The 24,413-nt window shown below is 73.5% G+C and carries 20 protein-coding genes; 10 read left to right on the top strand and 10 right to left on the bottom strand.

What is annotated here, in order from left to right; translation table 11 throughout:
* The first annotated feature begins 339 nt into the window (after window positions 1-339).
* Complete coding sequence (locus tag ACIQUQ_RS20490) at window positions 340-810, top strand: ATP-binding protein (RefSeq protein ID WP_403977653.1); 471 nt, start codon at window positions 340-342, stop codon at window positions 808-810.
* A 151-nt stretch (window positions 811-961) separates the two neighbouring features.
* On the opposite strand, the gene ACIQUQ_RS20485 is transcribed toward ACIQUQ_RS20490, so the two are convergent.
* Genes ACIQUQ_RS20485 through ACIQUQ_RS20475 form a run of 3 tightly spaced genes read right to left on the bottom strand, consistent with a single transcriptional unit; the run spans window position 962 to window position 8,201 of the window.
* Window positions 962-1,354, bottom strand: coding sequence for an STAS domain-containing protein (locus ACIQUQ_RS20485; RefSeq protein WP_403977651.1), 393 nt, complete (start codon window positions 1,352-1,354; stop codon window positions 962-964).
* 11 nt (window positions 1,355-1,365) lie between these two features.
* A complete protein-coding gene (locus tag ACIQUQ_RS20480; RefSeq protein ID WP_403977649.1) occupies window positions 1,366-3,852 on the bottom strand; it encodes a SpoIIE family protein phosphatase in 2,487 nt (828 codons plus the stop codon).
* Window positions 3,853-3,899: 47 nt separating this feature from the next.
* A complete protein-coding gene (locus ACIQUQ_RS20475; RefSeq protein WP_403977646.1) occupies window positions 3,900-8,201 on the bottom strand; it encodes a HAMP domain-containing protein in 4,302 nt (1,433 codons plus the stop codon).
* Between the two features lie 349 nt (window positions 8,202-8,550).
* Between ACIQUQ_RS20475 and ACIQUQ_RS20470 the strand changes: the two genes are divergently transcribed.
* The 3 genes from ACIQUQ_RS20470 to ACIQUQ_RS20460 all read left to right on the top strand — a co-directional run bounded on the left by ACIQUQ_RS20470 (window position 8,551) and on the right by ACIQUQ_RS20460 (window position 11,149).
* Entirely contained in the window at window positions 8,551-9,207 is a 657-nt protein-coding gene (locus ACIQUQ_RS20470) for a VanZ family protein (protein WP_403977644.1), read from the top strand.
* Window positions 9,208-9,276: 69 nt separating this feature from the next.
* Complete coding sequence (locus ACIQUQ_RS20465; RefSeq protein ID WP_403977642.1) at window positions 9,277-10,080, top strand: response regulator transcription factor; 804 nt, start codon at window positions 9,277-9,279, stop codon at window positions 10,078-10,080.
* Entirely contained in the window at window positions 10,073-11,149 is a 1,077-nt protein-coding gene (locus tag ACIQUQ_RS20460; protein ID WP_403977640.1) for a sensor histidine kinase, read from the top strand. Before ACIQUQ_RS20465 ends, ACIQUQ_RS20460 begins: the two co-directional genes overlap by 8 nt.
* A gap of 36 nt (window positions 11,150-11,185) precedes the next feature.
* Here the strand turns inward: ACIQUQ_RS20460 and ACIQUQ_RS20455 are convergent, their stop codons facing one another.
* The 3 genes from ACIQUQ_RS20455 to ACIQUQ_RS20445 form a co-directional block, all read right to left on the bottom strand.
* The gene (locus tag ACIQUQ_RS20455; protein WP_403977638.1) at window positions 11,186-11,647 is read right to left on the bottom strand and encodes a protein kilB; all 462 of its coding nucleotides are present in this window, start codon (window positions 11,645-11,647) and stop codon (window positions 11,186-11,188) included.
* Window positions 11,648-11,791: 144 nt separating this feature from the next.
* A complete protein-coding gene (locus ACIQUQ_RS20450) occupies window positions 11,792-13,429 on the bottom strand; it encodes an alpha/beta hydrolase (protein ID WP_403977636.1) in 1,638 nt (545 codons plus the stop codon).
* A 165-nt stretch (window positions 13,430-13,594) separates the two neighbouring features.
* A complete protein-coding gene (locus ACIQUQ_RS20445) occupies window positions 13,595-14,554 on the bottom strand; it encodes an AraC family transcriptional regulator (protein WP_403977634.1) in 960 nt (319 codons plus the stop codon).
* Window positions 14,555-14,655: 101 nt separating this feature from the next.
* On the opposite strand from ACIQUQ_RS20445, the gene ACIQUQ_RS20440 reads away from it, so the two are divergent.
* From ACIQUQ_RS20440 to ACIQUQ_RS20425, 4 genes are all read left to right on the top strand, one after another.
* Window positions 14,656-15,612 (top strand): MBL fold metallo-hydrolase, encoded by a 957-nt coding sequence (locus tag ACIQUQ_RS20440; protein ID WP_403977632.1) that lies wholly within the window; start codon window positions 14,656-14,658, stop codon window positions 15,610-15,612.
* Between the two features lie 36 nt (window positions 15,613-15,648).
* Window positions 15,649-16,689 carry a vWA domain-containing protein gene (locus ACIQUQ_RS20435; protein ID WP_403977630.1) on the top strand — a complete coding sequence of 347 codons (1,041 nt, stop codon included), beginning with the start codon at window positions 15,649-15,651 and terminating at the stop codon, window positions 16,687-16,689.
* 240 nt (window positions 16,690-16,929) lie between these two features.
* Window positions 16,930-17,580 (top strand): hypothetical protein, encoded by a 651-nt coding sequence (locus ACIQUQ_RS20430; RefSeq protein WP_403977628.1) that lies wholly within the window; start codon window positions 16,930-16,932, stop codon window positions 17,578-17,580.
* A 554-nt stretch (window positions 17,581-18,134) separates the two neighbouring features.
* Entirely contained in the window at window positions 18,135-19,295 is a 1,161-nt protein-coding gene (locus tag ACIQUQ_RS20425) for a hypothetical protein (RefSeq protein WP_403977626.1), read from the top strand.
* 23 nt (window positions 19,296-19,318) lie between these two features.
* Here the strand turns inward: ACIQUQ_RS20425 and ACIQUQ_RS20420 are convergent, their stop codons facing one another.
* A complete protein-coding gene (locus ACIQUQ_RS20420; RefSeq protein WP_403977624.1) occupies window positions 19,319-19,942 on the bottom strand; it encodes a LysE/ArgO family amino acid transporter in 624 nt (207 codons plus the stop codon).
* Between the two features lie 68 nt (window positions 19,943-20,010).
* Here ACIQUQ_RS20420 and ACIQUQ_RS20415 point away from each other — a divergent pair, with 68 nt between their 5' ends.
* Window positions 20,011-20,946 (top strand): LysR family transcriptional regulator ArgP, encoded by a 936-nt coding sequence (locus ACIQUQ_RS20415; RefSeq protein ID WP_403977622.1) that lies wholly within the window; start codon window positions 20,011-20,013, stop codon window positions 20,944-20,946.
* Between the two features lie 17 nt (window positions 20,947-20,963).
* Here the strand turns inward: ACIQUQ_RS20415 and ACIQUQ_RS20410 are convergent, their stop codons facing one another.
* From ACIQUQ_RS20410 to ACIQUQ_RS20400, 3 genes are all read right to left on the bottom strand, one after another.
* Window positions 20,964-21,629 carry a CE1759 family FMN reductase gene (locus ACIQUQ_RS20410; protein WP_403977620.1) on the bottom strand — a complete coding sequence of 222 codons (666 nt, stop codon included), beginning with the start codon at window positions 21,627-21,629 and terminating at the stop codon, window positions 20,964-20,966.
* Window positions 21,626-22,777, bottom strand: coding sequence for an LLM class flavin-dependent oxidoreductase (locus ACIQUQ_RS20405; RefSeq protein WP_403977618.1), 1,152 nt, complete (start codon window positions 22,775-22,777; stop codon window positions 21,626-21,628). The genes ACIQUQ_RS20410 and ACIQUQ_RS20405 overlap by 4 nt, the downstream gene beginning before the upstream one ends.
* A 66-nt stretch (window positions 22,778-22,843) precedes the next feature.
* Entirely contained in the window at window positions 22,844-23,455 is a 612-nt protein-coding gene (locus ACIQUQ_RS20400) for a CGNR zinc finger domain-containing protein (protein ID WP_403977616.1), read from the bottom strand.
* Between the two features lie 104 nt (window positions 23,456-23,559).
* Between ACIQUQ_RS20400 and ACIQUQ_RS20395 the strand changes: the two genes are divergently transcribed.
* Window positions 23,560-24,408 (top strand): SDR family NAD(P)-dependent oxidoreductase, encoded by an 849-nt coding sequence (locus tag ACIQUQ_RS20395; protein ID WP_403977614.1) that lies wholly within the window; start codon window positions 23,560-23,562, stop codon window positions 24,406-24,408.
* The last annotated feature ends 5 nt before the right edge of the window (window positions 24,409-24,413 follow it).

The raw sequence follows: 24,413 nt of genomic DNA, 5'->3' as shown, positions 1-24,413 counted from the left end.
GCAATCGTCGCTCCGATCACCGTGCCGGTGCTCCCGGCCCCGCCCCTGACCCGGTGCCGCCGCGAGCGCGGCCGGCACGCGGGGACCGGGGCCGGCCGGCACAGCCGCCGTCGCGGCCGCCCGGCCGGGCGTAGGCTGGCGGGCGCACCACGGGCGGAGCCGCCGCGGTGACGCGCGCCCGGGCCTGCCCGGCCCGGTCGCACCGGCGGCGTACGGCCGCCCCTCCGCCTCGCGAGGCCGTCGCCGTAGAGTGGCGTCGCGGGAAGGGCGGGCGTGGGGACCGTGCCGAGCGCACACCTGCGCCGGGAACGACCGACCAGAGGACGGAGTGAGGCCGCCGTGCAGACCATCGGACCGGGGACCTCCGGCGAGCCTGCGCCGGACGAGCGGGACCTGACCCTGTGCCAGCGCCGCATCCTCCTGCTGCGCGGCGCGCGCCGGCAGGTCACGCGCGGCCGGGAGTTCGCCCGCGCAGCACTCGCCGACTGGGGATGGGACGCCGGTGAGGCGGCCGAGGACACCCTCCTGGTGGTGTCGGAACTCGTCACCAACGCCAGTCTGCACGCGGGCGGCTGCCACGAACTCGTCCTGAGTGCCGGGGAGGTGTTCCGGGTGGAGGTGTACGACGGCCTGCCGGACCTGCCGCAGCTGCAGCCGGCTCCGCGGCGCGGGGTGCCGGGCGGGCACGGCCTGCACATCGTGCGGCGCCTTTCCGACCGCTGGGGCGCCGAGGCCCACGCGGACGGCAAGGTCGTCTGGGCCGAGTTCGAGGCGGAGCGGCTGCGGACGGGCGCGTCCCGGGGCTGGTGACACGGGTCCGCCGGACGCCGTTCGCCGCACGCCGGTCCCGCCGTACGACGTTACACAGCACGCCGGCCGTACGCCGGTACGCAGCACGCCCGTCCCGCCGTACGACGGCCGGGCGCCCGCCGGCCGGCCCCGGCTTCCCGGCTGGTCCGGTTCACGCCACGAGGGCTCCCTCGACCGTCGCGTGGAGCGAGAACACGGACTCCGCACCGGTGAGTTCCAGGACGCGCATCACCGCCGGGGGCACCGCGGCGAGCCGGAACGCGATGCCGGCGTCCGCCGCGGCCGCCCGGGTCCGCAACAGCAGGTTGAGACCCGAGGAGTCGCAGAACCCGACGCCTTCCAGGCCGACGACGAGCAGCGGCGGACGTTGGCCGACGAGCGCGGCGAGCGCCTGCTCGGCCGGTTCCATCATCTCGATGTCCAGATCGCCGGCCACCGAGCACAGGGCTGCCCCCGCCTCGGTGTGCCGCACCTCGACCACCACTCCCGGCACCTCCTCGTCGGGCTGCTGCCCGGAGGTCTCCGGATCGTTCTCGGCACGCATGCTCGTCTCCTTCACAACCGGTCCGCCCCGTCGCGTACGGACACCCCGACCAGGCACGTGTCGTCGTCGGTGTCGGAAGCGCTGTAGCGCAGCAGGTGGTCGAGGTGTGCCTCCAGCGCGCCGGGGCCGCCGTCGCACTCCCCGACGGCCTGCTCGGTCAGGGCGAGGAGGTTGGCCAGGGAGGTGTGCAGGGACTGGTCCCGGCGCTCGATCAGTCCGTCCGTGTACATCACCAGGGTGTCGCCCGGCCGGAGGGTGAACTCGTCCTCGTCGTACTCGGCCTGGTCCAGGGCGCCGAGGAGGATCCCGCCGATCTGGGGCAGGGTCTCCGCGCGGCCGTCCCGGAGCAGGACCGGCGGCGGGTGCCCGGCGCGGGCCCACCGCAGCCGACGGGTGGCGGGGTCGTACAGGCCGCAGGCGGCGGTCGCCGTGAGGCTCTCCGTGAGGTGGTGGGTGATGCTGTTGAGCCAGGTCAGCAGCTGGGCCGGGCCGGCTCCGGTGGCGGCGAGGCCGCGCAGGGCGTTGCGCAGGGCGACCATGCCGGTCGCGGCCTCGATGCCGTGGCCCGCCACGTCCCCGACGCAGAGCAGGACCGCGCCCGAGGGGAGGGTGAGCGTGTCGTACCAGTCGCCTCCGACCAGGTGTTCCTTCTCCGCGGGGCGGTAGCGGACCGCGACCTGGAGGTCGTGCAGGTCCTGCGGTCCGCGGGCCGGCGGCATGATGGCGTGCTGGAGCTGCAGGACGAGACGGCTGCGTTCGGCGGCCTGCTGCTCGGTCTGCGCGAGCTGGTCCCGGGTGGCCGCCAGCGCGACCTCCGTCCAGTGCTGGGCGGAGATGTCCTGGTAGGCGCCGCGTACGACGCCCAGGCGGCCGTCGGGGTCGTGCACCGGCTCGGCCACGACCCGGATGTGGCGGGCGACGCCGTCGGGGCGCTGCAGGCGGAACGCGGTGGAGGCCGGCCGCTGGTGGTGCAGGAGCGTGCGCAGGAAGCGGCCGATGGCGGGCCGGTCGTCGGGGTGGGCGCGGTCGGCGAGCTGGTCCAGCGGGACGGGCGGGGCGGACGCCGGCAGGCCGTACAGCTCGTAGATCGTCTCGTTCCACATGATCTGCCGGGTCGGCAGGTTCTCCTCGAACCCGCCGATGCGGCCGAGGCGTTGGGCGTGCTGGAGCAGTCGCGCCACGCGCGGGGTGCCGTCGTCCAGCCGCCAGACGACCACCAGGTGGCCGCCGTGCCGGCTGATGCCGACCTTGGCCTGGGCACTGATGGGGACGCCGTCGACCAGGGCGGTGAGGGTCATGTTGGGGGTCCGGAAGGGCTCCCCGGTGACGAAGACGTGCTCGATCTTCTCCAGGAGGCCGCCGGACTCCGCCGCGAGGGGGTAGGCCTCCAGCAGGCGCGCGCCGAGGACGGCGCTGCGCGGCCGCCCGGCGAAGTCGACGAACGCCGGGTTGACGTGCCCGATGGTGAACTGGAGCGGGAGTTCCCCGCTGTCGGGGGCGACGTGCAGGATGAGACAGGGGTCGGCCAGGCCGTCGGTGAGCTGGCGGAGCCCTTCGAGCTGTGCGTCCGGTGCGCCGGGGGTCGGCGAGCCGCTGTCGGCCCAGGTCTCGAGCGTCGCAGCGGCGAGTTCCGCCAGGGCCTCGAACTGCCGCTCCAGCGGCTGGGAGCGGTCCGGCAGCTCGTCCCGCCAGCAGATCTCCAGCACCCCGGTCAGGCGTCCGCCGATGCCGGCGGGTACGGCGAGCCGGCCGCCGGGCACCTCGTGCTGGCCGATCGACGGCAGTCCCGCCTCGGCGAGCGTGCCGTACCCGACCGCGGAGCGCTCGTCGAGGGCGCGGCGGGCGGGCGTGGGGACGCCGGGTGGCACGTGGCGCCAGCGGTGGGCCTCCTGGTCGGTGAACCCGGCGCTGCCGGCCAGGGACAGCGACTGGTCGGGGTGGGCCGCCCAGACCGCGACGGCCACCGCACCCAGCGGGCGCAGCGCGTGGTCGAGCATCGAGCGGGCCGCGGCCTCGGTGTCGGCCGCGACGAGGGTGTGGGCCTCGGCGCTGCGCAGCCGCAGTCCGACGGATCCGGCGGCGGGGGCGGCCTGCGCGGCCACGAACTCCCGGGCGGCCGCGGAGATGGTGTCGGCGGCCACCTGGTTGACCAGGTCGGCGGCCAGTTCGATGACGGGTACGCCGGCCTGCTCGGCGAGCGTGGACAGCTGCGCTGCGGCCTCGGTGGGCCCGCAGCGCAGCCGTTCGACGAGCACGCCGACGGCCATCTCGGCCAGCGCACGGCCGGCGGCGTCCGCGTGGGCCTGCTCCAACTCGCGCTGCAGCCGTTCGACCGTCGAAGCGAGGCGCCCCACGGCGGTGGCCCCGGTGTCCGGGCCGTCGTCGGCCCGCCGGAGCGGGCCCTCCGCGTCGCGCTGTGCCCCGACGCGGCGCGCACCGGGCGGGGCCGCGATCCGGGCGCGGGTGTCCGCACCGCGCGGCTCGTGGGGGTTGCGCACTCTTCAGCTCCTGGGGGTCGGCCGGCGGCTCGTGGGCGCGGCGCGGGTCACGAGGTGAGGTGGCGGCGGATCCTGCCGACCAGGTCGCCCGCGTCGACGGGTTTGGTGATGTAGTCGGAGGCCCCGGCAGCCAGGCTCTTCTCCCGGTCCCCGACCATGGCCTTCGCGGTCACGGCGATGATGGGCAGGTGGGCGTGTTCGGGCATTGCCCGGATGGCGGCGGTCGCGGTGTACCCGTCCATCTCCGGCATCATCACGTCCATCAGGATCACGTCGATGCCGGGGTGCGCGCGGAGGGCGTCGAGGGCGGTCCGTCCGTTCTCCGCCTGGAGCACGCGCATGCCCTGGAGTTCGAGGATTCCCGTGATGGCGTAGAGGTTCCTGTCGTCGTCGTCGACGACGAGGGCGGTGCGGCCGGTGAGCGGGGAGATGTGGCCGGGTTCCCAGCCCCCTCCGGATTCGGGGCGGCGGACCAGGGGCGGGAGGTCGCCGGGGCGGTCCGCGCTCATGTGCAGGGCGATGCGCTCGCGCAGTTCGTCGAGGCTCGTGAGGAGTTCGACGAGCTGGGTGCCGCTCCGTTCCTGCAGCAGCCGCTCGTCCTCGGCCGCGATGCCCCGGCCGCTGTGGACCAGGACCGGGACGGCGTGCAGGGCCGGGTCGCGTTCCATCTCCTCCAGGAGGCCGACGGCGGCTCCGTCGGGCAGGTCGAGTTCGAGCACGACGCAGTGGCACGGACTGGTCGCCAGGGCGGCCGCCGCCTCGTGGGCGCCGACGGTGGTGATGAGCTCGACCTCGCGGTGGCCCGCCGCGTCGACGTGGCCCGGCAGGTCCGTCACGGCGTTCTCGGCCACGAGGGACAGCAGGCCGCGCGGGCGCCCCTCGACGACGAGGAGGCGGCGGGGGCGGGCGGGGGTGTCGGGTCCGGCGTCCGACGGCCCGCGGTCCTCCGCCCGGCCGGCCTGGCCGCCCGCACCCTCGGCCGCTGCCGCAGGGGCTCCGGAGGTTTCCCCTTCCGGCAGTTCGGGCCGGGTGACGGGCAGGTAGAAGGTGAAGGTGCTGCCCCGGCCGACCGTGCTCTCGGCGGTGATGGCGCCGCCGAGCAGGAAGGCGATCTCGCGGCTGATGGACAGGCCGAGCCCGGTGCCGCCGTACTTGCGGCTGGTGGTGCCGTCGGCCTGCTGGAAGGCGCCGAACACGGTTTCCAGGTGCTGCGGTGCGATGCCGATGCCGGTGTCGGCCACCCGGAAGGCCAGCACGGGTCCCGGCCGCCGGACGACCTCGGGGATGCGTTCCCCGTCGGCGAGCGCGATGGTCAGCTCGACGCTGCCGCTCTCGGTGAACTTGACCGCGTTGGAGAGGAGGTTGCGCAGGATCTGGCGGAGCCGGTAGTCGTCCGTGAGCAGCTCGTCCGGCACGTCCGGGGCCGAGCGCACGCTGAAGGAGAGGTTCTTCTGGCTGGTCATCGGGCGGAAGGTGGCCTCGACGTCGTCCAGCAGCCGGCCCAGAGGGACGGGCTGCGCGTTGAGGTCCATCTTGCCGGCCTCGACCTTGGACAGGTCGAGGATGTCGTTGATCAGCTGGAGCAGGTCGGAGCCGGCGGAGTGGATGATGCCGGCGTACTCGACCTGCTTGGTGGTCAGGTTGCGGGTGGGGTTCTGCGCGAGCAACTGGGCGAGGATGAGCAGGCTGTTCAGCGGGGTGCGCAGCTCGTGGCTCATGTTCGCGAGGAACTCGGACTTGTACTTGGACGCCAGGGAGAGCTGGTGGGCGCGGGCCTCCAGTTCCTGGCGGGCCTGCTCGATCTCGAGGTTCTTGGTCTCGATGTCACGGTTCTGCGCGGCGAGCAGCTCCGCCTTCTCCTCCAGTTCGGCGTTGGAGGCCTGGAGTTCCTCCTGTCGCGCCTGGAGTTCCTTGGAGCGGGTCTGCAGTTCCGCGGTGAGGCGCTGGGACTCGCCCAGCAGCTCGTCGGTACGGGCGTTGGCGATGATCGTGTTGAGGTTGACCCCGATCACGTCCGTCAGCTGGTGCAGGAAGTCCCGGTGGACCTGGGTGAAGGGGTGGACGGAGGCGAGTTCGATCACGCCGAGCACCTGTCCCTCGACCACGACGGGCAGCACGACGAGGTGCAGTGCCTCGGTACGGCCGAGTCCCGAGGACACCGCGAGGTAGTCCGGCGGCAGGGCGTCGACGACGATGGGGCTCTTGCTGCGCGCGGCCTGCCCGACGAAGGACTGCCCCAGCCGGAAGCGGGTCGGACGGGCACCCTCCGGGAAGGCGTACGAGGCGACGAACTGCAGGACGGTGCCGTCCGGGTCCTCCTCGGCCAGGTAGAAGGCGCCGCAGTGGGCCGACACCAGCGGGGTCAGCTCGTCCATGATCGCGTCGGCGACGACCGCGAGGTCGCGCCCGCCCTGGGTGAGGGCGGAGATCCTGGCCAGGTTGGTCTTGAGCCAGTCCTGCTCCTCGTTGGCCCGGGTGGTCTCGCGCAGCGACTCCACCATGAAGTTGATGTTGTCCTTGAGGTCGGCCACCTCACCGGAGGCGTCGACGGTGATCGAGCGCGTGAGGTCGCCCTCCGCCACGGCGCCGGTGACCTCGGCGATGGCCCGGACCTGCCGGGTCAGGTTGCCGGCCAGCTCGTTCACGTTCTCGGTGAGCCGCTTCCACGTACCGGAGACGCCCTCGACCTCGGCCTGTCCGCCGAGCCGGCCCTCGCTGCCGACCTCCCGCGCGACGCGGGTCACCTCGGCGGCGAAGGAACTCAGCTGGTCCACCATCGTGTTGATGGTGGTCTTCAGTTCCAGGATCTCGCCGCGCGCGTCCACGTCGATCTTGCGGGTGAGGTCGCCGTTGGCCACCGCCGTGGTGACCTGGGCGATGTTGCGCACCTGGCTGGTCAGGTTGTGCGCCATGAAGTTGACGTTGTCGGTGAGGTCCTTCCAGGTGCCCGCCACGTTCGGGACCCGCGCCTGGCCGCCGAGGATGCCCTCCGTGCCGACCTCGCGGGCCACACGGGTCACCTCGTCCGCGAAGGCCGACAGGGTGTCCACCATGGTGTTGATCACCCCGGCCAGCTCGGCGACCTCGCCCTTCGCCTCGACCGTGATCTTCTGTGAGAGGTCTCCGCGGGCCACGGCGGTGGCGACCTGCGCGATGGAGCGGACCTGTCCGGTGAGGTTGGACGCCATGACGTTGACGTTGTCGGTCAGGTCCTTCCAGGTGCCCGACACGCCGCGCACGGTGGCCTGGCCACCGAGGTTGCCTGCGGTGCCCACCTCGCGGGCCACGCGGGTCACCTCGTCCGCGAACGCCGAGAGCTGGTCGACCATCGTGTTGATGGTCTCCTTGAGCTCCAGGATCTCGCCGCGCGCGTCCACCCGGATCTTCTGCGTCAGGTCGCCCTGGGCCACGGACGTGGTGACCTCGGCGATGGAGCGCACCTGGGCGGTGAGGTTGTCCGCCATGACGTTGACGGACTCGGTCAGGTCCCGCCAGGTGCCCGAGACGTCCCGTACGTCGGCCTGGCCGCCGAGCCGGCCTTCCGTGCCGACCTCCCGGGCCACGCGGGTCACCTCGCCGGCGAAGGAACTGAGCTGGTCGACCATCGTGTTGATGGTGTTCTTGAGCTCCAGGATCTCCCCGCGCGCCGTCACGGTGATCTTCTGCGAGAGGTCGCCCTCGGCGACGGCCGTGGCCACCTGCGCGATCGCGCGGACCTGGCCGGTGAGGTTGCCGGCCATGAAGTTGACCGAGTCGGTCAGGTCGCGCCAGGTGCCCGAGACGCCCTTGACGTCGGCCTGGCCGCCGAGGATGCCCTCGGTGCCGACCTCGCGGGCCACCCTCGTGACCTCCACGGCGAAGGAACTGAGCTGGTCCACCATCGTGTTGACGGTGTTCTTGAGCTCCAGAATCTCCCCGCGCGCCGTCACGGTAATCTTCTGCGAGAGGTCGCCCTTGGCCACGGCGGTCGCGACCTGCGCGATGTCGCGGACCTGGGTGGTGAGGTTGCCGGCCATGGCGTTGACGGAGTCGGTGAGGTCCTCCCACGTCCCGGACACGCCCGGCACCTGCGCCTGGCCGCCGAGCCGGCCCTCGGTGCCGACCTCGCGGGCCACCCGGGTCAGTTCGGAGGTGAACCGCGACAGCTGGTCGACCATGCCGTTGAAGACCGTGGCGATCTCCCCGAGCAGCCCGTCGGCGTCGCCCGGCAGCCGGGTGCCGAAGTCGCCGTCGCGTACGGCGGTCAGGCCCGCGAGGAGCAGTCTGAGCTCCGGCTCGCCGACTTGCGCGGCCCCGAGGTCCGGTCCCGCGTGCGCCCGGGAGCCGTCGGGGAGGGTTGAGGCAGCCATCGAACGTCGCCTTCCGTAGAACGCCGGACCCGGCCACGGCACCACGCTCGCGACGCGCCGCGCACAGGCATCCTGCGGCGGCCCTGCAGGTGCGTGGGGCGGGCACGTACCGTGGAGGAGGCTACCCCAACCCTCAAAGGATCAGGAAAACCACGGGATCCGCGGCCGTGTATCGCGGGTGTATCGGAAACCGCATACGTCGACGCAACGGGCGTTCGGGCGCAATGGCGGGGTGAAGCAGAGAGCGTTTTCGTCATCCCGGCCATCCCGGCCGTCGTGGTCATCCCGGCCGTCGTGGTCATCCCCGCCGTCGTGGTCATCCGCTCCGTTCCGGCGGGCGCGGCGGGCCGTGGGCGGGGGCCTGGCCGTCGTCGGTCTGGTGGCCGGCCTGTTCGTGCTGCGGCGGCCGCTCGCGATGTCCGCGCCCGCGTGCCTGGCCGGGCGGTGGCACGGCTGCCTGGACACGTTCAACGGCGTGGTGCTGGTGACGCTGGCCGCGGTCCCGTCGGCACTGCTGGTGGCGTGGGTGGCGGCGCGCCGCCGGCGGGCGGCCGGTGCGGAGTCGGCGTGGCGGAGGTCGCTGGCCGAGGTGGGGATGGTCCACGGGACGGTGCCGTTCCTCTGGCTGACCATGATGCCGGGCGGCGCGGCCGGTGTGGTGCCCGGCCGCGTCAGCCTCGTACCCCTGCGGGACCTGGTGACGATGGGGACGCTGGGGATTGCCGGGAACCTGCTGGTCTTCGCGTCGCTCGGGTTCTTCGCGCCGATGCGGTTCCCCGCGCTCGCGTCCGTGCCGCGGGTCCTGGCGCTCGGGGCGGGCTGCTCGGTCCTGGTCGAGACGGCCCAGTACGTGCTGCGGCTGGACCGGGTGTCCTCCGTGGACGACGTACTGGTCAACGCCGCCGGCGCCGGACTGGCGGCGCTGGCGTCGCGCTCCTGGTGGGCCACGACCGCGCCGCCCGACCCGTCGGAACGTCCTCTCCGCGTGCCCGCGCGGGCGGGCTGAGGGGAGATATCCCGGTATGTCCCGGTCCTTCATACGCCGGCGATACGTGCCGCTGCCTAGGCTGCGGGGATGCGTGTACTGATCGTGGAGGACGAGCCGTACCTGGCCGAGGCCGTGCGTGACGGTCTGCGGCTGGAGGCGATCGCCGCCGACATCGCCGGCGACGGCGACTCCGCCCTGGAACTGCTCGGCCTCCATGCGTACGACCTGGCCGTGCTGGACCGCGACATCCCGGGCCCCTCCGGCGACGAGGTCGCCCGGCGGATCGTCGCGTCCGGCAGCGGCATCCCGATCCTCATGCTGACCGCCGCCGACCGGATCGACGACAAGGCCTCGGGCTTCGCGCTCGGCGCCGACGACTACCTCACCAAGCCGTTCGACCTGCGGGAGCTCGTGCTGCGGCTGCGGGCGCTCGACCGCAGGCGCGCGTACGCCCGGCCGCCGGTCCGGGAGATCGCGGGCCTGCGGCTCGACCCGTTCCGCCGCGAGGTCCACCGCGACGGGCGGTACGTGGCGCTCACGCGCAAGCAGTTCGCCGTGCTGGAGGTGCTCGTCGCCGCCGAGGGCGGGGTGGTGAGCTCCGAGGAGCTGCTGGAGCGGGCGTGGGACGGGAACGCCGACCCCTTCACGAACGCCGTCCGCATCACCGTGTCCGCCCTGCGCAAGCGGCTCGGCGAGCCCTGGGTCATCGGCACGGTCCCGGGCGTGGGCTACCGCATCGACGCCGGTCCGGGCGGAGGTACGAGCGCCGGTGGCGGCACCGGTACGACCGCCGGGGGCACCGGCACCGCCGCAGGTCCCGCTGCCGGCACCACCGGTACCGCGACCGGTCCGGGCGGCGCGGGCCCGGGGCCCGGCACCGGGCATGCGTAGACGGCCCGGGCTGAGCGCCCGGCTGAAGCTGGCGCTCAGCTATGCCGGGTTCCTCGCGGTCGCCGGCGCCCTGCTGCTGGCCGTGGTGTGGCTGTTCCTGCTGCGTTACGTGCCCGACAACTCCCAGGGTCTGCTCGGCATCTCGCCGAACCGCTACCTGCTGGTGCACACCTTCGCCCCCGCCGCGGCCGTGGCGATGGGCTTCCTCCTCGTCTTCGGCCTCGTCGGCGGCTGGCTCCTGGCGGGCCGGATGCTCGCCCCGCTGACGCGGATCGCGGCCGCGGCCCGGCTGGCCGGGAGCGGGTCGCTGTCCCACCGGATCCGCATGGAGGGCCGCCAGGACGAGTTCCGGGAACTCTCCGACGCGTTCGACTCGATGCTGGAACGGCTCGAGTCCCACGTGGCCGAGCAGCGGCGGTTCGCCGCCAACGCCTCCCACGAGCTGCGCACCCCGCTGGCCATCTCGCGGACGCTGCTCGACGTGGCGCGCAGGGACCCCTCGCGGGACCGGGACGAGGTCCTCGCACGCCTCCAGACCGTCAACGCGCGCGCCATCGGTCTCACCGAGGCGCTCCTGCTGCTCAGCCGCAGCGACCGCGGGACCTTCGACCGCGAGGACGTCGACCTGTCCCTCGTGGCCGAGGAGGCCGCCGAAACCCTGCTGCCCCTGGCCGAGCAGCGTGGGGCCTCGCTCGTCGTCGCCGGCGGCGAGGCCAAGGCCCGTGGCTCCGCCGAGCTGCTGCTGAGGATGGTGACGAACCTCGTCCAGAACGCCGTGGTCCACAACCTCCCCGCCGGCGGCACCGTGACGGTCCGCACCGCGGCCGACGGCGTCACGTGCCTGCTGCGCGTGGAGAACACGGGCGCTCCCGTGCCGCCGGAGCTGCTGCCGACCCTGACCGAGCCGTTCCAGCGCGGGACGGAACGCGTCCGTAAAGACGAGCACGCCGGAGTCGGCCTCGGCCTGGCCATCGCGCACAGCGTGGTCCGCGCCCACGGCGGGACCCTCGACCTGGCTCCGCGCCCCGCCGGCGGCCTCGTCGTCACGGTGCGGCTGCCCGCCGCCTGACCCGGCCCCTCGGCGGCGAACTCCGCAGACCGCCGGTCAGCGGCCGGGGTCCATCCGGGCGGCGGCCGCGGCGACGAAGGCCGCGGCCGCTTCCTTGGCCGTGCGCCGCAGGGCGTCCAGCTCGGCGCGCGTGGTGGCGGTGCGCAGGGCGTAGGTGGCGTCGGCGGCCCGCTGGGCGGGGACGGCCAACTCGGGGACCAGGACCTGGAGCCGGACGTGGGGCGCGGTGATCGCCGTCCGCGTGTCGTGGGAGTTCGTCTGCGCCTCCAGTTGCTGCTCGGCGCCGGCGTCGGTCAGGGCCAGCCGCTCCCGGTGGAACATCGCCGAGCGGTGCGCGTCCAGGGCGGCGGCGAACTCGGTGACGGCGCCGAGCTGGTCCTGCCGGTGGGCGTCGGCCCGTTGTTCGGCACGTGCGGTGCGTGCAGTCCGCTGCTGGAGCATCCCGGCGGTCAGTGCGCCGGCCAGGGTGCCGAGTACGGCGATGATCGAAGGCCACATGCAGCTTCTGGATCCTTTTCAGTCGGTCGGTCGAGCAGATCATGCCCGTTGCCCGACCGACCTGCCCGGGCGCGGCGGGGCGGGGTTGGCGCCCCGCCGCGGACGGGTGGTGCCGGTGTCCGCCCGCGGGTGGACGGGGGTGGGTCAGGGGGCCGGGGTCGGGAAGGGGTCCAGGTCCGGCTTGAGGACCTGGCCGGGCTTCGGGGCGGTCCCGTCGACCAGGTACGAGGTCACCAGCGCGTTCAGCGCCTTGCTCCGGCCGACCGCGCAGTGCTCGATCATGTCGACCGTGACCAGCACCGAGTTGCCGAGCTGGCGCTGCATCCGCTGGGAGAACCGGTACTGGGTGGCCGGGTCGAAGGTGTTCCCGATGACCATCACCTTGTTGGCGGTCCGCCGGTTCCAGGGCCCCGCGTACCGCTCGGCGCTGCGTGCGGGCGACGGCCAGGTCGCGCAGGCGGGCGCGTCGAAGGCCTGGTACCGGCCGAAGGTGGGCGCGCCGTGCTCCCAGGCGCGGGCCACCAGGGCGAAGGCCCTCGGGTTCGACGGGTAAGGCTTGTCCTGGCAGTTGACCCCGTAGTACGAGTCGTCCGAGGTGTACGGGGAGTCGGCCGGGGCCTCGCGGAGCGCCGCCGGGACGACCTTGGCCAGCCGGTCCGCCGCGCCTGCCGCGGTCCCGCGGGCGCCGGGAGCCAGGCCCTGCTGCTCTCCGATCACCTGGTGCAGCGCTTCGAGGGCGGCCGCGAGCGGTGCCAGCCGGCTCTGTGCGTACAGGGCGTTGGCGACCTGGCTGGTGAAGCTGCTGAGGGTGACCTCCGCGCCGCTCGGCAGGGTCACCGGAGCGGTGCGCAGGTGGTCGCGGATCGCGTCGAACTTCGCACGGGTGTCGCCCTCGGCGAAGGCGCAGCGCGGCGTGCCGGCGGCGGCGCAGCGCTTGAGGAACTCGGCCAGGGCGAGTTCGAAGCCGCCGGTGGCGCGCTGGCGGTCGTACTCCAGGCCGTTGTGCAGGCGCAGGTTGGGGTCGACGTTGCCGTCGATGATGATCGCGCGGACCTTGTCCGGGTACATGTTGGCGTACGTGGAGCCGATCAGCGTGCCGTACGAGAAGCCGGCGAAGGTCAGCCGTTCGTCGCCGACCGCCTGGCGCATCCGGTCGAGGTCGCGGACGACGTTGATCGTGGACATGTGGCGGATGAGCGGCCCGGCGTTGCGGCCGCAGGCGTCCGTGTAGTCGCGGGTGGCGGCGAGCGTGCCGTCGACCTCGGCGCGGGTGACGGGCACGCCGGTCATCCGGCCGAAGACGCCGTCGGCCTCCTCGTTGGTCGTGAAGCACCGCAGGGGGTTGCTGCGGGCGACGCCGCGGGGGTCGAACCCGATCACGTCGAAGTGCTCCTGGACGCGCGGCTCGAACCGCGCGGTGGTCGCCCACAGGTAGCCGCTGCCGCCGGGGCCGCCGGGGTTCAGGAACAGCGATCCGATGCGTTTGGCCGGGTCGCCGGCCCGGCGCCGCATCATGGCGATGCCGATCTGCTCGCCGGACGGGTCGGCGTAGTCCAGCGGGACCGGGTAGACGGCGCAGTCGTAGATCCGGGGGTCGGGCTTGGACGGGTCCGGGTTGCAGGGCGTCCATTCCACCGGTGCGACCGGGGCGCCGGCGGTGGCCGGGACGGTCGGGGCGGTGGCCGTCGCTCCGACGGGCGCCGCCGATGCCGTGGTGGCGACGCCGGAGAGCAGGGCTAATGCGCTGCTGAACGCCACCGCCAGAGTGGATATGCGAGACAAGGAACCTCCTTCGGCTGCTCAAACCCGGTCAGGATCGCAGGAGTTGGGGAGGTGGTAAAGATCGCGTGCGGTGGATTCCCGCCGTCGCCGGGGGTGTGCGGGGATGCCGCTCCGGGAGTGTGCGCGGGGGCTGCTCCCGGGGGGGGCGGGTGCGGGTGTGCGCGGCTACGGGGCGGTCTGCGCGCGGTAGCGGCCCGGGGTCGTGCCGAACTCGCGCTGGAAGGCGTGGGAGAAGGCGTACGGGGTGCCGTACCCGACGCGTCGGGCGACGGCGGCGAGGGGGTCCTCGGTGCCGCGGAGCAGCGCCGCGGCGGAGGTGAGGCGCCACCACGTGAGGTAGGCCATGGGAGGGCGGCCGACCAGCGCGGTGAAGCGGCGGGCCAGGGTCGCGCGGGACACTCCCGCCTCGGCGGCCAGCCGGTCGTTGCTCCACGGGGCGGCGGGTTCCTCGTGCAGTGCGCGCAGCGCGGCGGCGACCACGGGGTCACCGAGTACGGCGGGCCAGGCGCCGGCCGTGTCCTGGTCAAGCCAGGCGCGGATCATGTAGACGAGGAGCAGGTCGAGGAGACCGGGTACGGCGATGCCGCCGCCCGGCCGCCACTCCCCCAGCTCCCGCCCCAGCAGGTCGATGGCGGAGCGCAGTTCGGGGTGCCTGCCGACCCGGTTCGGGAGGTGGACCACCTCCGGCAGTTCGGCCATCAGCGGGTGCGCGCGGCTGCGGTCGAGCCGGTACTTGCCGCACAGCAGCTCCACCTCGCCGGGCCCGCCCGGCCGTTCACGGCGGCCGGGCTCCGCACCCGGGGGCACCCGATCCGGCTGCTCCCTGGTCCGGCTGACGGCGTGCCAGGACTCGAAGGGGACGGCCCGCGCCGCCGCGGCCGCGTCCGCCGTGGCGTCGGCGAGCACGTGCTCCGCCCCGTGCGGCAGCAGCACGGCGTCCCCCGGGCCGAGGGCGAGGTCCTCCCCTGCACCGGTGAGCAGCCGGCAGCCGCCCTCCAGCACCACGTGGAACCCCGCCCCCTCGTACGGTGCGAGGCGGGCGGACCAGGTGCCGTCCACCCGCACGCGCCGGGAGGAGGCCCGCCCGGTGCGCACGGCGGAGATCGCGTCGCTGACCACGTCCATCGGGGCAGCGTATCCGTCCGCGCGCCGGTGAGACGTACGCGTATTCCGTTGAGCCTGATGGGCATTGAGAGCCTCACGAGGGGCTCCCTAGGGTCGTACGCATGGACAACGAGAGCGGACAGAGCATCGTGCTGGGTGACGTGGAGGTCATCCGGGTGGTCGAGTTCCAGGGGGCCTTCGCCCCGGCCCGCGAGCTGGTGCCGGACGCCCCGGAAGGGCTGTGGCGGGACGAGGCGGCCCGGCTGGTGCCGGACCACTGGGACCCGGACGACGGGCGTGCGGTGATGGCCCTGCAGACGTGGGTGCTGCGTAGCGAGGGGCGGACCGTGCTGGTCGACACGGGGGTGGGCAACGGCCGCGACCGGCCCGGCAGTCCGGCGTTCCACCGGTGGCAGGGCGACTTCCTCGGCGGTCTGGCCCGGGCAGGGATCCGGCCGGAGGACGTCGACGTGGTGGTCAACACGCACATCCACGCGGACCACGTCGGCTGGAACACCAGGGAGGAGGGCGGGGAATGGGTGCCGGCCTTCCCCAACGCGCAGTACCTGCTGCCGGCCGCCGACGACTTCCACTTCGGGCCGGACAACGCGTACGGGGGCGGCGTGCGCGTGGACGACCGGCTGATCCACGAGGACAGCATCGCGCCCGTCCACCGGTCGGGGCAGGCCGTGCTGTGGGACGGGGCGCACCGCATCGACCGGCACCTCACGCTGGAGGCGGCGCCCGGCCACACGCCCGGTTCCTGTGTGCTGCGGCTGGAGTCCGGGGGCGAGCGGGCGGTCTTCGCGGGCGACGTGCTGCACAGCCCGGTGCAGGTCCTCGCGCCGTCGTGCAACAGCTGCTTCTGCCTCGACCCGGCGCGGGCGGCGGCCACCAGGCGGCGGATCCTCGAACGGGCCGCGGACCGGCGGGAACTGGTCGTGCCCGCGCACTTCGGCGGGGCCGGCGCCGTGGAGGTGCGGCGGGCCGGCGCGGGCTTCGCGCTGGGGCCGTGGGCGGCGCTCGGGGAGCAGGACGGGCGCGGGAGCGGGTCCCGGTCGATTGTCAGTGGTGGCTGACAGGATCGGATCATCGCTTCGAAGAGGGGGGCCAACATGTCCGGAAGCCAGAACTACATCAACCACGTCGCGCTCGTGCTGGACGCCAGTTCGTCGATGTCGCACCTGAGCGGCAAGGTCGTCGAGGTCGCCGACCAGCAGATCGCGTACCTGGCGCGCCGCTCGCAGGAGCTGGAGCAGGAGACCCGCGTCACGGTGTACGTGTTCTCCAACCAGGTGGAGTGCGTCATCTACGACAAGGACGTGCTGCGCATGCCGTCCCTGAAGCAGCTCTACCGCGCGGGCGGCATGACGTCCCTGCTGGCGGCGACGCTCAAGTCGCAGCACGAGCTGGCGCAGACGGCCCAGCTGTACGGCGACCACAGCTTCCTGACCTTCGTGCTGACCGACGGCCAGGAGAACGCGAGCCACCGCTGCCCGGGCGCTCCCTCCAAGGATCCGCGGGCACTGGTGCGGGCCGTGGCCACGATGATCGAGACGCAGCAGGACAACTGGACGCTGGCCGTGCTGGTGCCGGACCAGATGGGCAAGCGGGAGGCCATGCAGTACGGCTTCCCGAAGGACAACATCGCAGTCTGGGACGCCACGAGCACCCGCGGCATGGAGGAGGCCGGGCAGGTCATCCAGGAGGCGACCGAGAAGTTCATGGTCGGCCGTACGAAGGGCATCCGCGGCTCGCGCGCCGTGTTCTCGACGGGCGCGGACGCGGTCAACAAGGACACCATCGCCGCCGCCGGCCTCACCGCGGTGGACCCGTCGGGGTACGAGCTGATTCCCGTGGCCCGCGAGACGGCGATCCGGGAGTGGGTCGTCGAGAGCGGCCACACGTACCGCACCGGGTGTGCCTTCTACCAGCTGAGCAAGCCGGAGAAGATCCAGGCGCGGAAGCGGATCGCGGTGCTGGAGAAGGGGACGGACCGGGTGTACACGGGTCCGGAGGCGCGGACGCTGCTCGGCCTGCCGGACTCGGAGGTCCGGATCCGCCCGGACCACAACGACGACTTCACGATCTTCGTGCAGAGCACGAGCGTCAACCGCAAGCTCATACCGTCGACGCGGCTGCTGCTGATGGTCTGAGGCCGGAGCCGGGCGGCCGGGCGCGGCCGCCTGCGGGACCGTACGGGGCAACCGGCTCGGCCCCGCGCCGAGCCGGACGCCGCGCTGTCCGGCGAGTCGCTGTTCGCCTTCGGGCCGGCCCGCCACCTCGACGGTCTGGCCGCGCTGATCGCGGCGGCGGACGCCGTCGGGGAGTGTCACTGACGGGCCGTACGATCGTGCCGACGACCGACCGGGGACGAGTGAAGGAGCGTACGGGACATGGCGATCGAGCGGCCGGGACGGCCGGAGGACCTGCCGGCGGCGGAGCTGCTGTGGGCGCGGTGGGCGCTGCTCGCCGCGCTGGAGACCACGGCCGCCGAGGATTCGGCCCGCCGGGACTCCGGGCACTGGCTCGACGAGGACGGGCTCCGGTACGACGACTGCGGCTGCACCTGGTGGACCTTCGCGCCGTTCGGGCCGGGCCGCTACGTGCTGTACGGCGAGGACGAGTCCAGCGGGGTCAAGTGGCACGAGCCGGCCGTCGACATGCTGGCCGGCGGCCCGGACTGGCTGCCGTACGAGACGCTCCACGAACTGCGCGAGAGCTGGCAGCTGGGCTGTGTCTACTGGTACGAGGACGGCGCCTGGGCGCGCGCCCCGTACCCGGACACCCTGGCGGACGACGGCCTGGACTGCGGGATGAGCGAACTCGCCGACCGGGACCGGATGCTGTCCCTGCTGGCCGACTTCGAGCACCTCCGCTCCCGCGAGGGGGCCGCCGTCCTGCTGGACGGGGCGGAGCGGCACGCCCTGGCCCGCGGCGAGGTGGAGACCGCGCTCGCCCCGGCGTACGCGCCGGAGGACGCGGCGGCCATCGTACGCGCGCTGGAGCGGTCCGGCCTGCTGGCGGTGCGCGCTCCGGCCGTCTGACGGGCGGGAGTTCGCGCCGGCGCCTCCGAACCCGCCGGTAACACTTTCGGAAAAGCCGTCGCTGTGCTGCGGCGCGCGGTCGTCGGGATCCGACCCGTCGGCCCCCTTTCGAGAGAGTGGACCCAGCACGTGCGCACAGGCAGATGGCTCGCCGCGACCGCCGCAACGACCGCGGCCGTCCTTCGGGATGACGGGCCAGGCCGCCGCGGCCGAATCCGGGGCGACGGACGACGCCGCGGCCGCGGCCCCCGTCGCGGCCGCCGGGAACCTGGTCACGTCATCGCGGTCTCCGACGGCCGGCCGTTCCACACCGTGCGGCACGGCGACGGTACGTGGACGGGGTTCGGGGACGTCACGGGTGTGGCGGGCACCCCTGGCGGCATCTCCCTCGCCGGCACCCTCTGACCGCCCGCCGGCCGGGCGTAAAGACGTGTACATCATCGCAGGTCAGCCGCGTTTCTCCTAGGACGGAACGCACAGTTCGTGAGCCTTGTCCGGTCCGCACCCCAACTCCCAGAATCTGCTTCTCGGATCATCCGGACTCAGGGGGGAACATGGGGAAGATCGATCACGACGCGGTACTGCAGGCGCGCGTGCTGCTGCTGGGGTCCGGCCGTCCGTCCGTCGGCGAGCAGGTGGCCGCGTACCGGGTGCTGCTGGAGGTGAACCGGCAGGCGTACGCCCCGAAGCTGGTGGACGCGCTCCTCGCGATGGGCGGCCGGGACCCGGAGGTGCGCCTGACGCTGGCCGTCGAGGCGGTCGAGGTCGCACGGAGCATCGAGGCCGGCACGCCGTCCCGGGCCGAGCGGCTGAACCGGGCGCTCGGCGCCTGCCAGTGGGCCCTGTTCGCCCTCGGGCGCAGGGCGGAAGGACGCGCGGTCTGCGAGGAGATGCGCGCGGCCGGCCGGGGCGGACGCCTCACGACCGTCCTGGCCGAGGAAGGGCGCTTCCTGGAGGCCGCGGAGCTCAACGAGGAGGAGGCCGGGCACCAGACCCTGAAGGACTCTTTCGGGAACCTGGTCGAGTGGGCGGCGAACCTGGAGGGCGCCGGCCTGCACGACGAGGCGTCGGCCGTCTTCCGCACGTTCCTCGACACGATCCGGCGCTTCATCACCGAGCGGCGCGTGGACCGGCCCCTGCTCGCCTGCGCGCTGGTCCACCACGCCCGGATGCGTGAGGCCGCCGGGGACGGGGCGGAGGCCACGGCCGCGCGGCGGGAGGCCCTGACCATCCTGGAGGAGCTGGCGGCGGGCGGGGCGAAGGGCCCCGGTCGCACCTCGTCCTGGCTCACCCTGTTCGTCCTGTCCGGGCGGGCCGGCGAACCGGCCGCGAGCGCCGGGTCGCCGATGCCGCCGTTCGGCACCGACGTGGGGTGGTCGGGGGACGTACGGGAAGCCTTCGTCGGCGGTCTGCCGGGGCTCGAAGCGGAGGCGGCGGTCCTGCGCGAGGCCGGCCGCCTGCCCGAACTGGTCGACGTCCAGCGCCGGATCAGCGTCCGCGTGGCGGTCCGGGACGGCGACCACACCTACCGGTTCGTGGAGCGGTACCAGCCGTACTTCGACGAAGGCGTGGCGCTCGCCCGCCGCTTGGCCGACGACCCGGGGCGCCTCGCCCGGGCCCTGACGGACCGCGCGATGTTCCGCACTGCCGCGGGGGACTTCGGGCCCGCGTACGCCGACCTCGCCGAGGCCGTCACCCTTCTCGACGCCCCGTAGGGGCCGGACGCGGCGGCCCGGGCTCAGGCGCCCGCGACGAGCATGCCGCCCATGGCCAGCATCGTCGCCGCCACCAGGCCGTCGAGGACGCGCCAGGCCTTGGGGCGGGAGAGGGCGCGGCTCAGCAGGCGGGCGCCGAAGCCGAGGGCGAAGAACCAGGTCAGGCTCGACAGGGCCGCGCCCGCGCCGAAGGCCCAGCGCAGGTCGCCGCGGTCGGAGGCGAGGGAGCCGAGCAGCAGGACCGTGTCGAGGTACACGTGCGGGTTGAGCCAGGTCATGGCCAGGCAGGTCAGTACCGCGCGGCGGGCGGATCCGGTGTCGGGTCCGCCCGTCGTGAGGGCGGCCGCCGGGTCCGGGCGCAGCACCCGCCGGGCCGCGAGGAAGCCGTAGCAGAGGAGGAATCCGCCGCCCGCCAGGGCGACCGCGGTCAGCGCCGCCGGCCAGGCCGTGACGAACGCTCCCACTCCGGCCACGCCGAGCGCGATCAGCACCGCGTCGGAGACGGCGCAGACGGCCACGACGGCGAGGACGGCCTGCCGGCGGGCGCCCTGACGGAGGACGAAGGCGTTCTGCGCGCCGATGGCCACGATGAGGGAGAGTCCGGTGCCGAAGCCGGCGAGTACGGCGGCGATGGTGCTGCTGGTCATGCTCCGACCGTATGGATCGCCCGAGGATGAGTACAGCTAAAGATTCTTAGGTACCGTTAGCGCTACTTATGGACGAACTTCCCCTGGACCAGGTCAGGACCCTGCTCGCGGTGGTCGACGAGGGCACCTTCGACGCCGCGGCCGCCGCCCTGCACGTGACGCCCTCCGCCGTCAGCCAGCGGGTGAAGGCCCTGGAGCAGCGGACCGGGCGGGTGCTGCTGATGCGCACCAAGCCGGTGCGGCCCACCGAGTCGGGTGAGGTGGTGGTGCGGTTCGCGCGGCAGCTGGCCCGGCTGGAGCGGGACGCCCGGGCCGAGCTGGGCCTGGCGGAGGAAGGGGGGCCGGCGCGGGTGCCCGTGGCCGTGAACGCCGATTCGCTGGCGACCTGGTTCCTGCCGGCGCTCACCCGCGTGCCGCAGGATCCCCCGGTCTGCTTCGAGCTGCACCGTGAGGACGAATCGCACACCACCGCCCTCCTGCGGGAGGGGCAGGTGATGGCGGCCGTGACGTCCTCGCCCGATCCCGTGGCGGGTTGCACGGTACGGCCGCTCGGGCTGGCCCGCTACCTGCCCGTGGCCACGCCGGAGTTCGCCGCCCGGCACTTCACCGGCACCCTGGCCGAGGACCTGCCGGTGGCACCGACCGTGGTGTTCGACCGGCGGGACGAGCTCCAGGACGCCTTCGTACGGTCGCTGACCCGCGGCCGGTCGGGGGCCGGGCGGATCCGGCACCTGGTGCCGGCGTCGGACGGGTTCCGGGACTCGGTCGCGGCGGGCCTCGGCTGGGGCCTCGTACCCGAACCCCAGGCCGAGCCGCTGGTGCGGGCCGGCCGGCTGGTACTGCTGGCCCCGGCCCCGCCCCTGGACGTCCCCCTGTACTGGCAGCAGTGGAAGCTCGACTCGCCGGCCCTGTCGGCGGTCGCCGAGGCCGTCGCGGCGACCGCCGCCGAAGCCCTGCTGCCGCCGGGCGGGGCCGGTCGGGCCCGGCCCGGGCGCCGGACCTGACCGGAAGGACCGCGGCCTCAGCCGGCCCGGAGCGCCGCCAGGCGTTGTTCGAACGGGACCAGGCCGAAGGCGGCCGTGGGGTCCATCGAGGTGACGGCTCCCGTCAGCGAGCGCGGGGCGATCGCGGCGCCGGTGTCGACGTCCGGGACGGCTGCCGGAGCGGTGTCCCGGGCCGCAGGGGCCATGAAGCGGGCCAGTTCGGCGCCCGCGCGGGCGATGCGCTGGGCGAGCCCTTCCTCGCCCCAGTCCTCCGAGGCCGCGTACACGGCGGTCGGCAGGACGAGGGCGCGGAGGTAGCTGAACAGCGGGCGCAGGGCGTGCTCCGTGACCAGCGAGTGCCGGGCCGTGCCGCCGGTCGCGCCGAGCAGCACGGGCTTGCCGGTGAGGGCGTCCTTGTCGATGAGGTCGAAGAAGGACTTGAACAGACCGCTGTACGAGCCGGCGAAGACCGGTGTCACGGCGATCAGGCCGTCCGCGGCCGCCACCGCGTCGAGCGCGGCGGCCAGCCGGGCGGGCGGGAAGCCGGTGACGAAGTGCTGGGCGATCTCGGTGGCCAGGTCCCGCAGTTCGATGACCTGGGGCGCGGCGTCCACCCGGCCGAGCGTCGCGGCCGTCAGGCGGTCGGCGAGCAGGCGGGTCGAGGAAGGGGAGCTGAGCCCTGCCGATACGACGACGAGCTTCATGCCCGTACCTCCTGCTCCTGAGCCTTGTTGAGGGCCTTGCCCTGGGCCTTGCCCTGGGCTTTGCCCTGGGCCTTGTCGTGGGCGGCCGCCACGCGGGCGGAGTGGGTCGGGGCGTCCGGCACACCGGCCGGGCGCAGGCTGGCGAACTCCTTGCGGAGGACCGGTACGACCTCTTCGCCGAGGAGGTCCAGCTGTTCCAGGACGGTCTTCAGCGGGAGGCCCGCGTGGTCCATCAGGAAGAGCTGGCGCTGGTAGTCGCCGGCGTAGTCGCGGAACGACAGGGTGCGCTCGATGACCTGCTGCGGCGAGCCGACGGTCAGCGGCGTCTGCGAGGTGAACTCCTCGAGCGAGGGGCCGTGGCCGTAGACGGGCGCGTTGTCGAAGTACGGGCGGAACTCGCGGACGGCGTCCTGGGAGTTCTTCCGCATGAACACCTGGCCGCCGAGGCCGACGATGGCCTGCTCGGGGGTGCCGTGGCCGTAGTGGGCGTAGCGCTGCCGGTACAGGTTCACCATCTGCTCGGTGTGGGAGGCCGGCCAGAAGATGTTGTTGTGGAAGAAGCCGTCGCCGTAGTAGGCGGCCTGCTCGGCGATCTCCGGGGAGCGGATGGAGCCGTGCCAGACGAAGGGCGCGACGCCGTCCAGGGGGCGCGGGGTGGAGGTGAAGGACTGCAGCGGCGTACGGAACTTGCCCTTCCAGGTGACCACGTCCTCGTCCCACAGGCGGCGGAGCAGGGCGTAGTTCTCGATGGCGAGGTCGATGCCGTCGCGGATGTCCTTGCCGAACCAGGGGTAGACCGGGCCGGTGTTGCCGCGGCCCATCATCAGGTCGACGCGGCCGTCGGCGACGTGCTGGAGCATCGCGAAGTCTTCGGCGATCTTCACCGGGTCGTTCGTCGTGATCAGGGTCGTCGAGGTGGAGAGGACCAGCTTCTCGGTACGCGCCGCCACGTAGCCGAGCATGGTCGTCGGCGAGGAGGGGACGAAGGGCCGGTTGTGGTGCTCACCGGTGGCGAAGACGTCCAGGCCGACCTCCTCGGCCTTCTGCGCGATCGCGAGCATGGCCTTGATCCGCTCGTGCTCGCTCGGCACGCGGCCGTTCGTCGGATCGGGCGTGACGTCGCCGACGGTGAAGATGCCGAACTGCATGGCTGGCTCCCCTTCGCATGATTGTTGATTGTTCAACCATACCCTGGAACCGGGGGCGCCACCGGCCTATTCCCCACCGCCCTCCCGCTGCCGCCGGCGGTAGTTGCGCATGGACACCTGGGAGCCGCAGCCGGGGCTGCAGTACAGCCCCGCCCCGTTACGGGTGCGGTCGAGGAAGCCGAAGTGGCACGGGGGGTTCCGGCACGCCTTGACGCGCCCCCAGTCACCGCTCTGGGCGAAGGTCGTCACCGCGGCCAGGACGGTTCCGAACACCCGCTCCACCCCCGCCTGCGGTGACGCCAGCTCGACACCGTCGGCCGTGACCACCGTCGCCAGCGGGTAGAGCGAGCCCGCCCGCCGCAGGTGCCGCTCGGCGCGCTGCAGCGGCTCACCCAGAGCCTCCTCGTCACCCGAGTGCGCGAGCAGCACCGTCACCAGGGCGTCGCGCAGCTCGCGCGCGGCCGCGGCGTCGGCGTCGGTCGCCACGAGTTCGCCGGGAAGCCCGCCCCCGAACGCGCCGGACTCCGCCAGCCACGCCGTGAACGACTCCCCGCCCCCGAACGACTCCCGCCGGCCGGACCCGTCCTCGCGGGTGTTCACGAACGCGAGAAGGGCCTCCACCGACGCCGTGACGGTGCGCGGGCTGTGTTCCGGAGATCCGGCTGCTGCACTGGTCATGCCCTCAGCCTACCTCAGCAGGATGAGCCGCTAACCCGGTTAACAAGCAACCAGCATCAGTATCCGGGTTGACTCGTTACGAGCTAACCGCCTACGGTCGCAACATGAACACGACACCCAACCAGCAGACCCGTCCCCGCACCTGGCTGATCACCGGCGCGACGTCCGGCATCGGCCGCGAACTGGCGCTCCAGGCACTCGAGAACGGCGAAGCCGTCTCGGCCCTCGCCCGCGACACCGCTCCCCTGGAGGAGCTGGCCGAAGCGCACGGCGAGCGCCTGCTCCTCGTCCCGGCGGACGTGCGTGACGAGCAGGCCGTCCGGGAGGCGGTGGAACGCACGCTCGCCCGGTTCGGCCGCATCGACGTGGTGGCCAACAACGCCGGCTACGGACTCTTCGGCGCCGTCGAGGAGGCCTCGGACGCGCAGGTCCGCGCCGTGTTCGACACCAACGTCTTCGGAGTGCTCAACGTGCTCCGCGCCACGCTGCCGGTACTCCGCGCCCAGCGGTCCGGGCACGTGCTCCAGGGCTCGTCCGTCTACGGGCAGTACGCGCATCCCGGCGTGGGACTGCTGGCCGCGACCAAGTACGCGGTCGAGGGGCTGTCGGAGGCGCTGGTGGCCGAGGTCGCACCGCTCGGCATCAAGGTCACGCTCGTCCAGCCCGGGATGACCGCGACGCCCTTCCTCGCCAACCTCGACGTCGCGGCCGGCCTGGCCGACTACGACGGGACGGTCCGCGAGGTGCAGAAGGGCATCGGGGAACTGCCGGAATCCGCGTTCTCCGCCGCGGCGCGGATCGCCGCAGGCATCCGGGCCGCGGTCGACAGCCCCCACCCTCCGCTGCGCCTGGCCCTCGGCACCTCCGGCGCCACGGGCATGCGCGCCGCGCTGGCGGCACGCATCACGGACCTCGACGGCTGGCGGCACGTGACCGAGGCCGTCGACGCGTAGTCGCC

The sequence above is a fragment of the Streptomyces sp. NPDC101118 genome (genome assembly GCF_044759445.1).
Classification (GTDB): domain Bacteria; phylum Actinomycetota; class Actinomycetes; order Streptomycetales; family Streptomycetaceae; genus Streptomyces.
Note: the sequence above shows the minus strand (reverse complement) of the source record. Positions and strands in the feature narration are given on the sequence as shown.

What these genes read in the sequence shown, in the direction of transcription:
- ACIQUQ_RS20485 (WP_403977651.1), bottom strand. Translation starts at nt 1,354, where the DNA reads ATGCGTGCCGAGAACGATCCGGAGACCTCCGGGCAGCAGCCCGACGAG.
- ACIQUQ_RS20475 (WP_403977646.1), bottom strand. Translation starts at nt 8,201, where the DNA reads ATGGCTGCCTCAACCCTCCCCGACGGCTCCCGGGCGCACGCGGGACCG.
- ACIQUQ_RS20465 (WP_403977642.1), top strand. Translation starts at nt 9,277, where the DNA reads ATGCGTGTACTGATCGTGGAGGACGAGCCGTACCTGGCCGAGGCCGTG.
- ACIQUQ_RS20460 (WP_403977640.1), top strand. Translation starts at nt 10,073, where the DNA reads ATGCGTAGACGGCCCGGGCTGAGCGCCCGGCTGAAGCTGGCGCTCAGC.
- ACIQUQ_RS20455 (WP_403977638.1), bottom strand. Translation starts at nt 11,647, where the DNA reads ATGTGGCCTTCGATCATCGCCGTACTCGGCACCCTGGCCGGCGCACTG.
- ACIQUQ_RS20445 (WP_403977634.1), bottom strand. Translation starts at nt 14,554, where the DNA reads ATGGACGTGGTCAGCGACGCGATCTCCGCCGTGCGCACCGGGCGGGCC.
- ACIQUQ_RS20440 (WP_403977632.1), top strand. Translation starts at nt 14,656, where the DNA reads ATGGACAACGAGAGCGGACAGAGCATCGTGCTGGGTGACGTGGAGGTC.
- ACIQUQ_RS20435 (WP_403977630.1), top strand. Translation starts at nt 15,649, where the DNA reads ATGTCCGGAAGCCAGAACTACATCAACCACGTCGCGCTCGTGCTGGAC.
- ACIQUQ_RS20430 (WP_403977628.1), top strand. Translation starts at nt 16,930, where the DNA reads ATGGCGATCGAGCGGCCGGGACGGCCGGAGGACCTGCCGGCGGCGGAG.
- ACIQUQ_RS20425 (WP_403977626.1), top strand. Translation starts at nt 18,135, where the DNA reads ATGGGGAAGATCGATCACGACGCGGTACTGCAGGCGCGCGTGCTGCTG.
- ACIQUQ_RS20420 (WP_403977624.1), bottom strand. Translation starts at nt 19,942, where the DNA reads ATGACCAGCAGCACCATCGCCGCCGTACTCGCCGGCTTCGGCACCGGA.
- ACIQUQ_RS20415 (WP_403977622.1), top strand. Translation starts at nt 20,011, where the DNA reads ATGGACGAACTTCCCCTGGACCAGGTCAGGACCCTGCTCGCGGTGGTC.
- ACIQUQ_RS20410 (WP_403977620.1), bottom strand. Translation starts at nt 21,629, where the DNA reads ATGAAGCTCGTCGTCGTATCGGCAGGGCTCAGCTCCCCTTCCTCGACC.
- ACIQUQ_RS20405 (WP_403977618.1), bottom strand. Translation starts at nt 22,777, where the DNA reads ATGCAGTTCGGCATCTTCACCGTCGGCGACGTCACGCCCGATCCGACG.
- ACIQUQ_RS20400 (WP_403977616.1), bottom strand. Translation starts at nt 23,455, where the DNA reads ATGACCAGTGCAGCAGCCGGATCTCCGGAACACAGCCCGCGCACCGTC.
- ACIQUQ_RS20395 (WP_403977614.1), top strand. Translation starts at nt 23,560, where the DNA reads ATGAACACGACACCCAACCAGCAGACCCGTCCCCGCACCTGGCTGATC.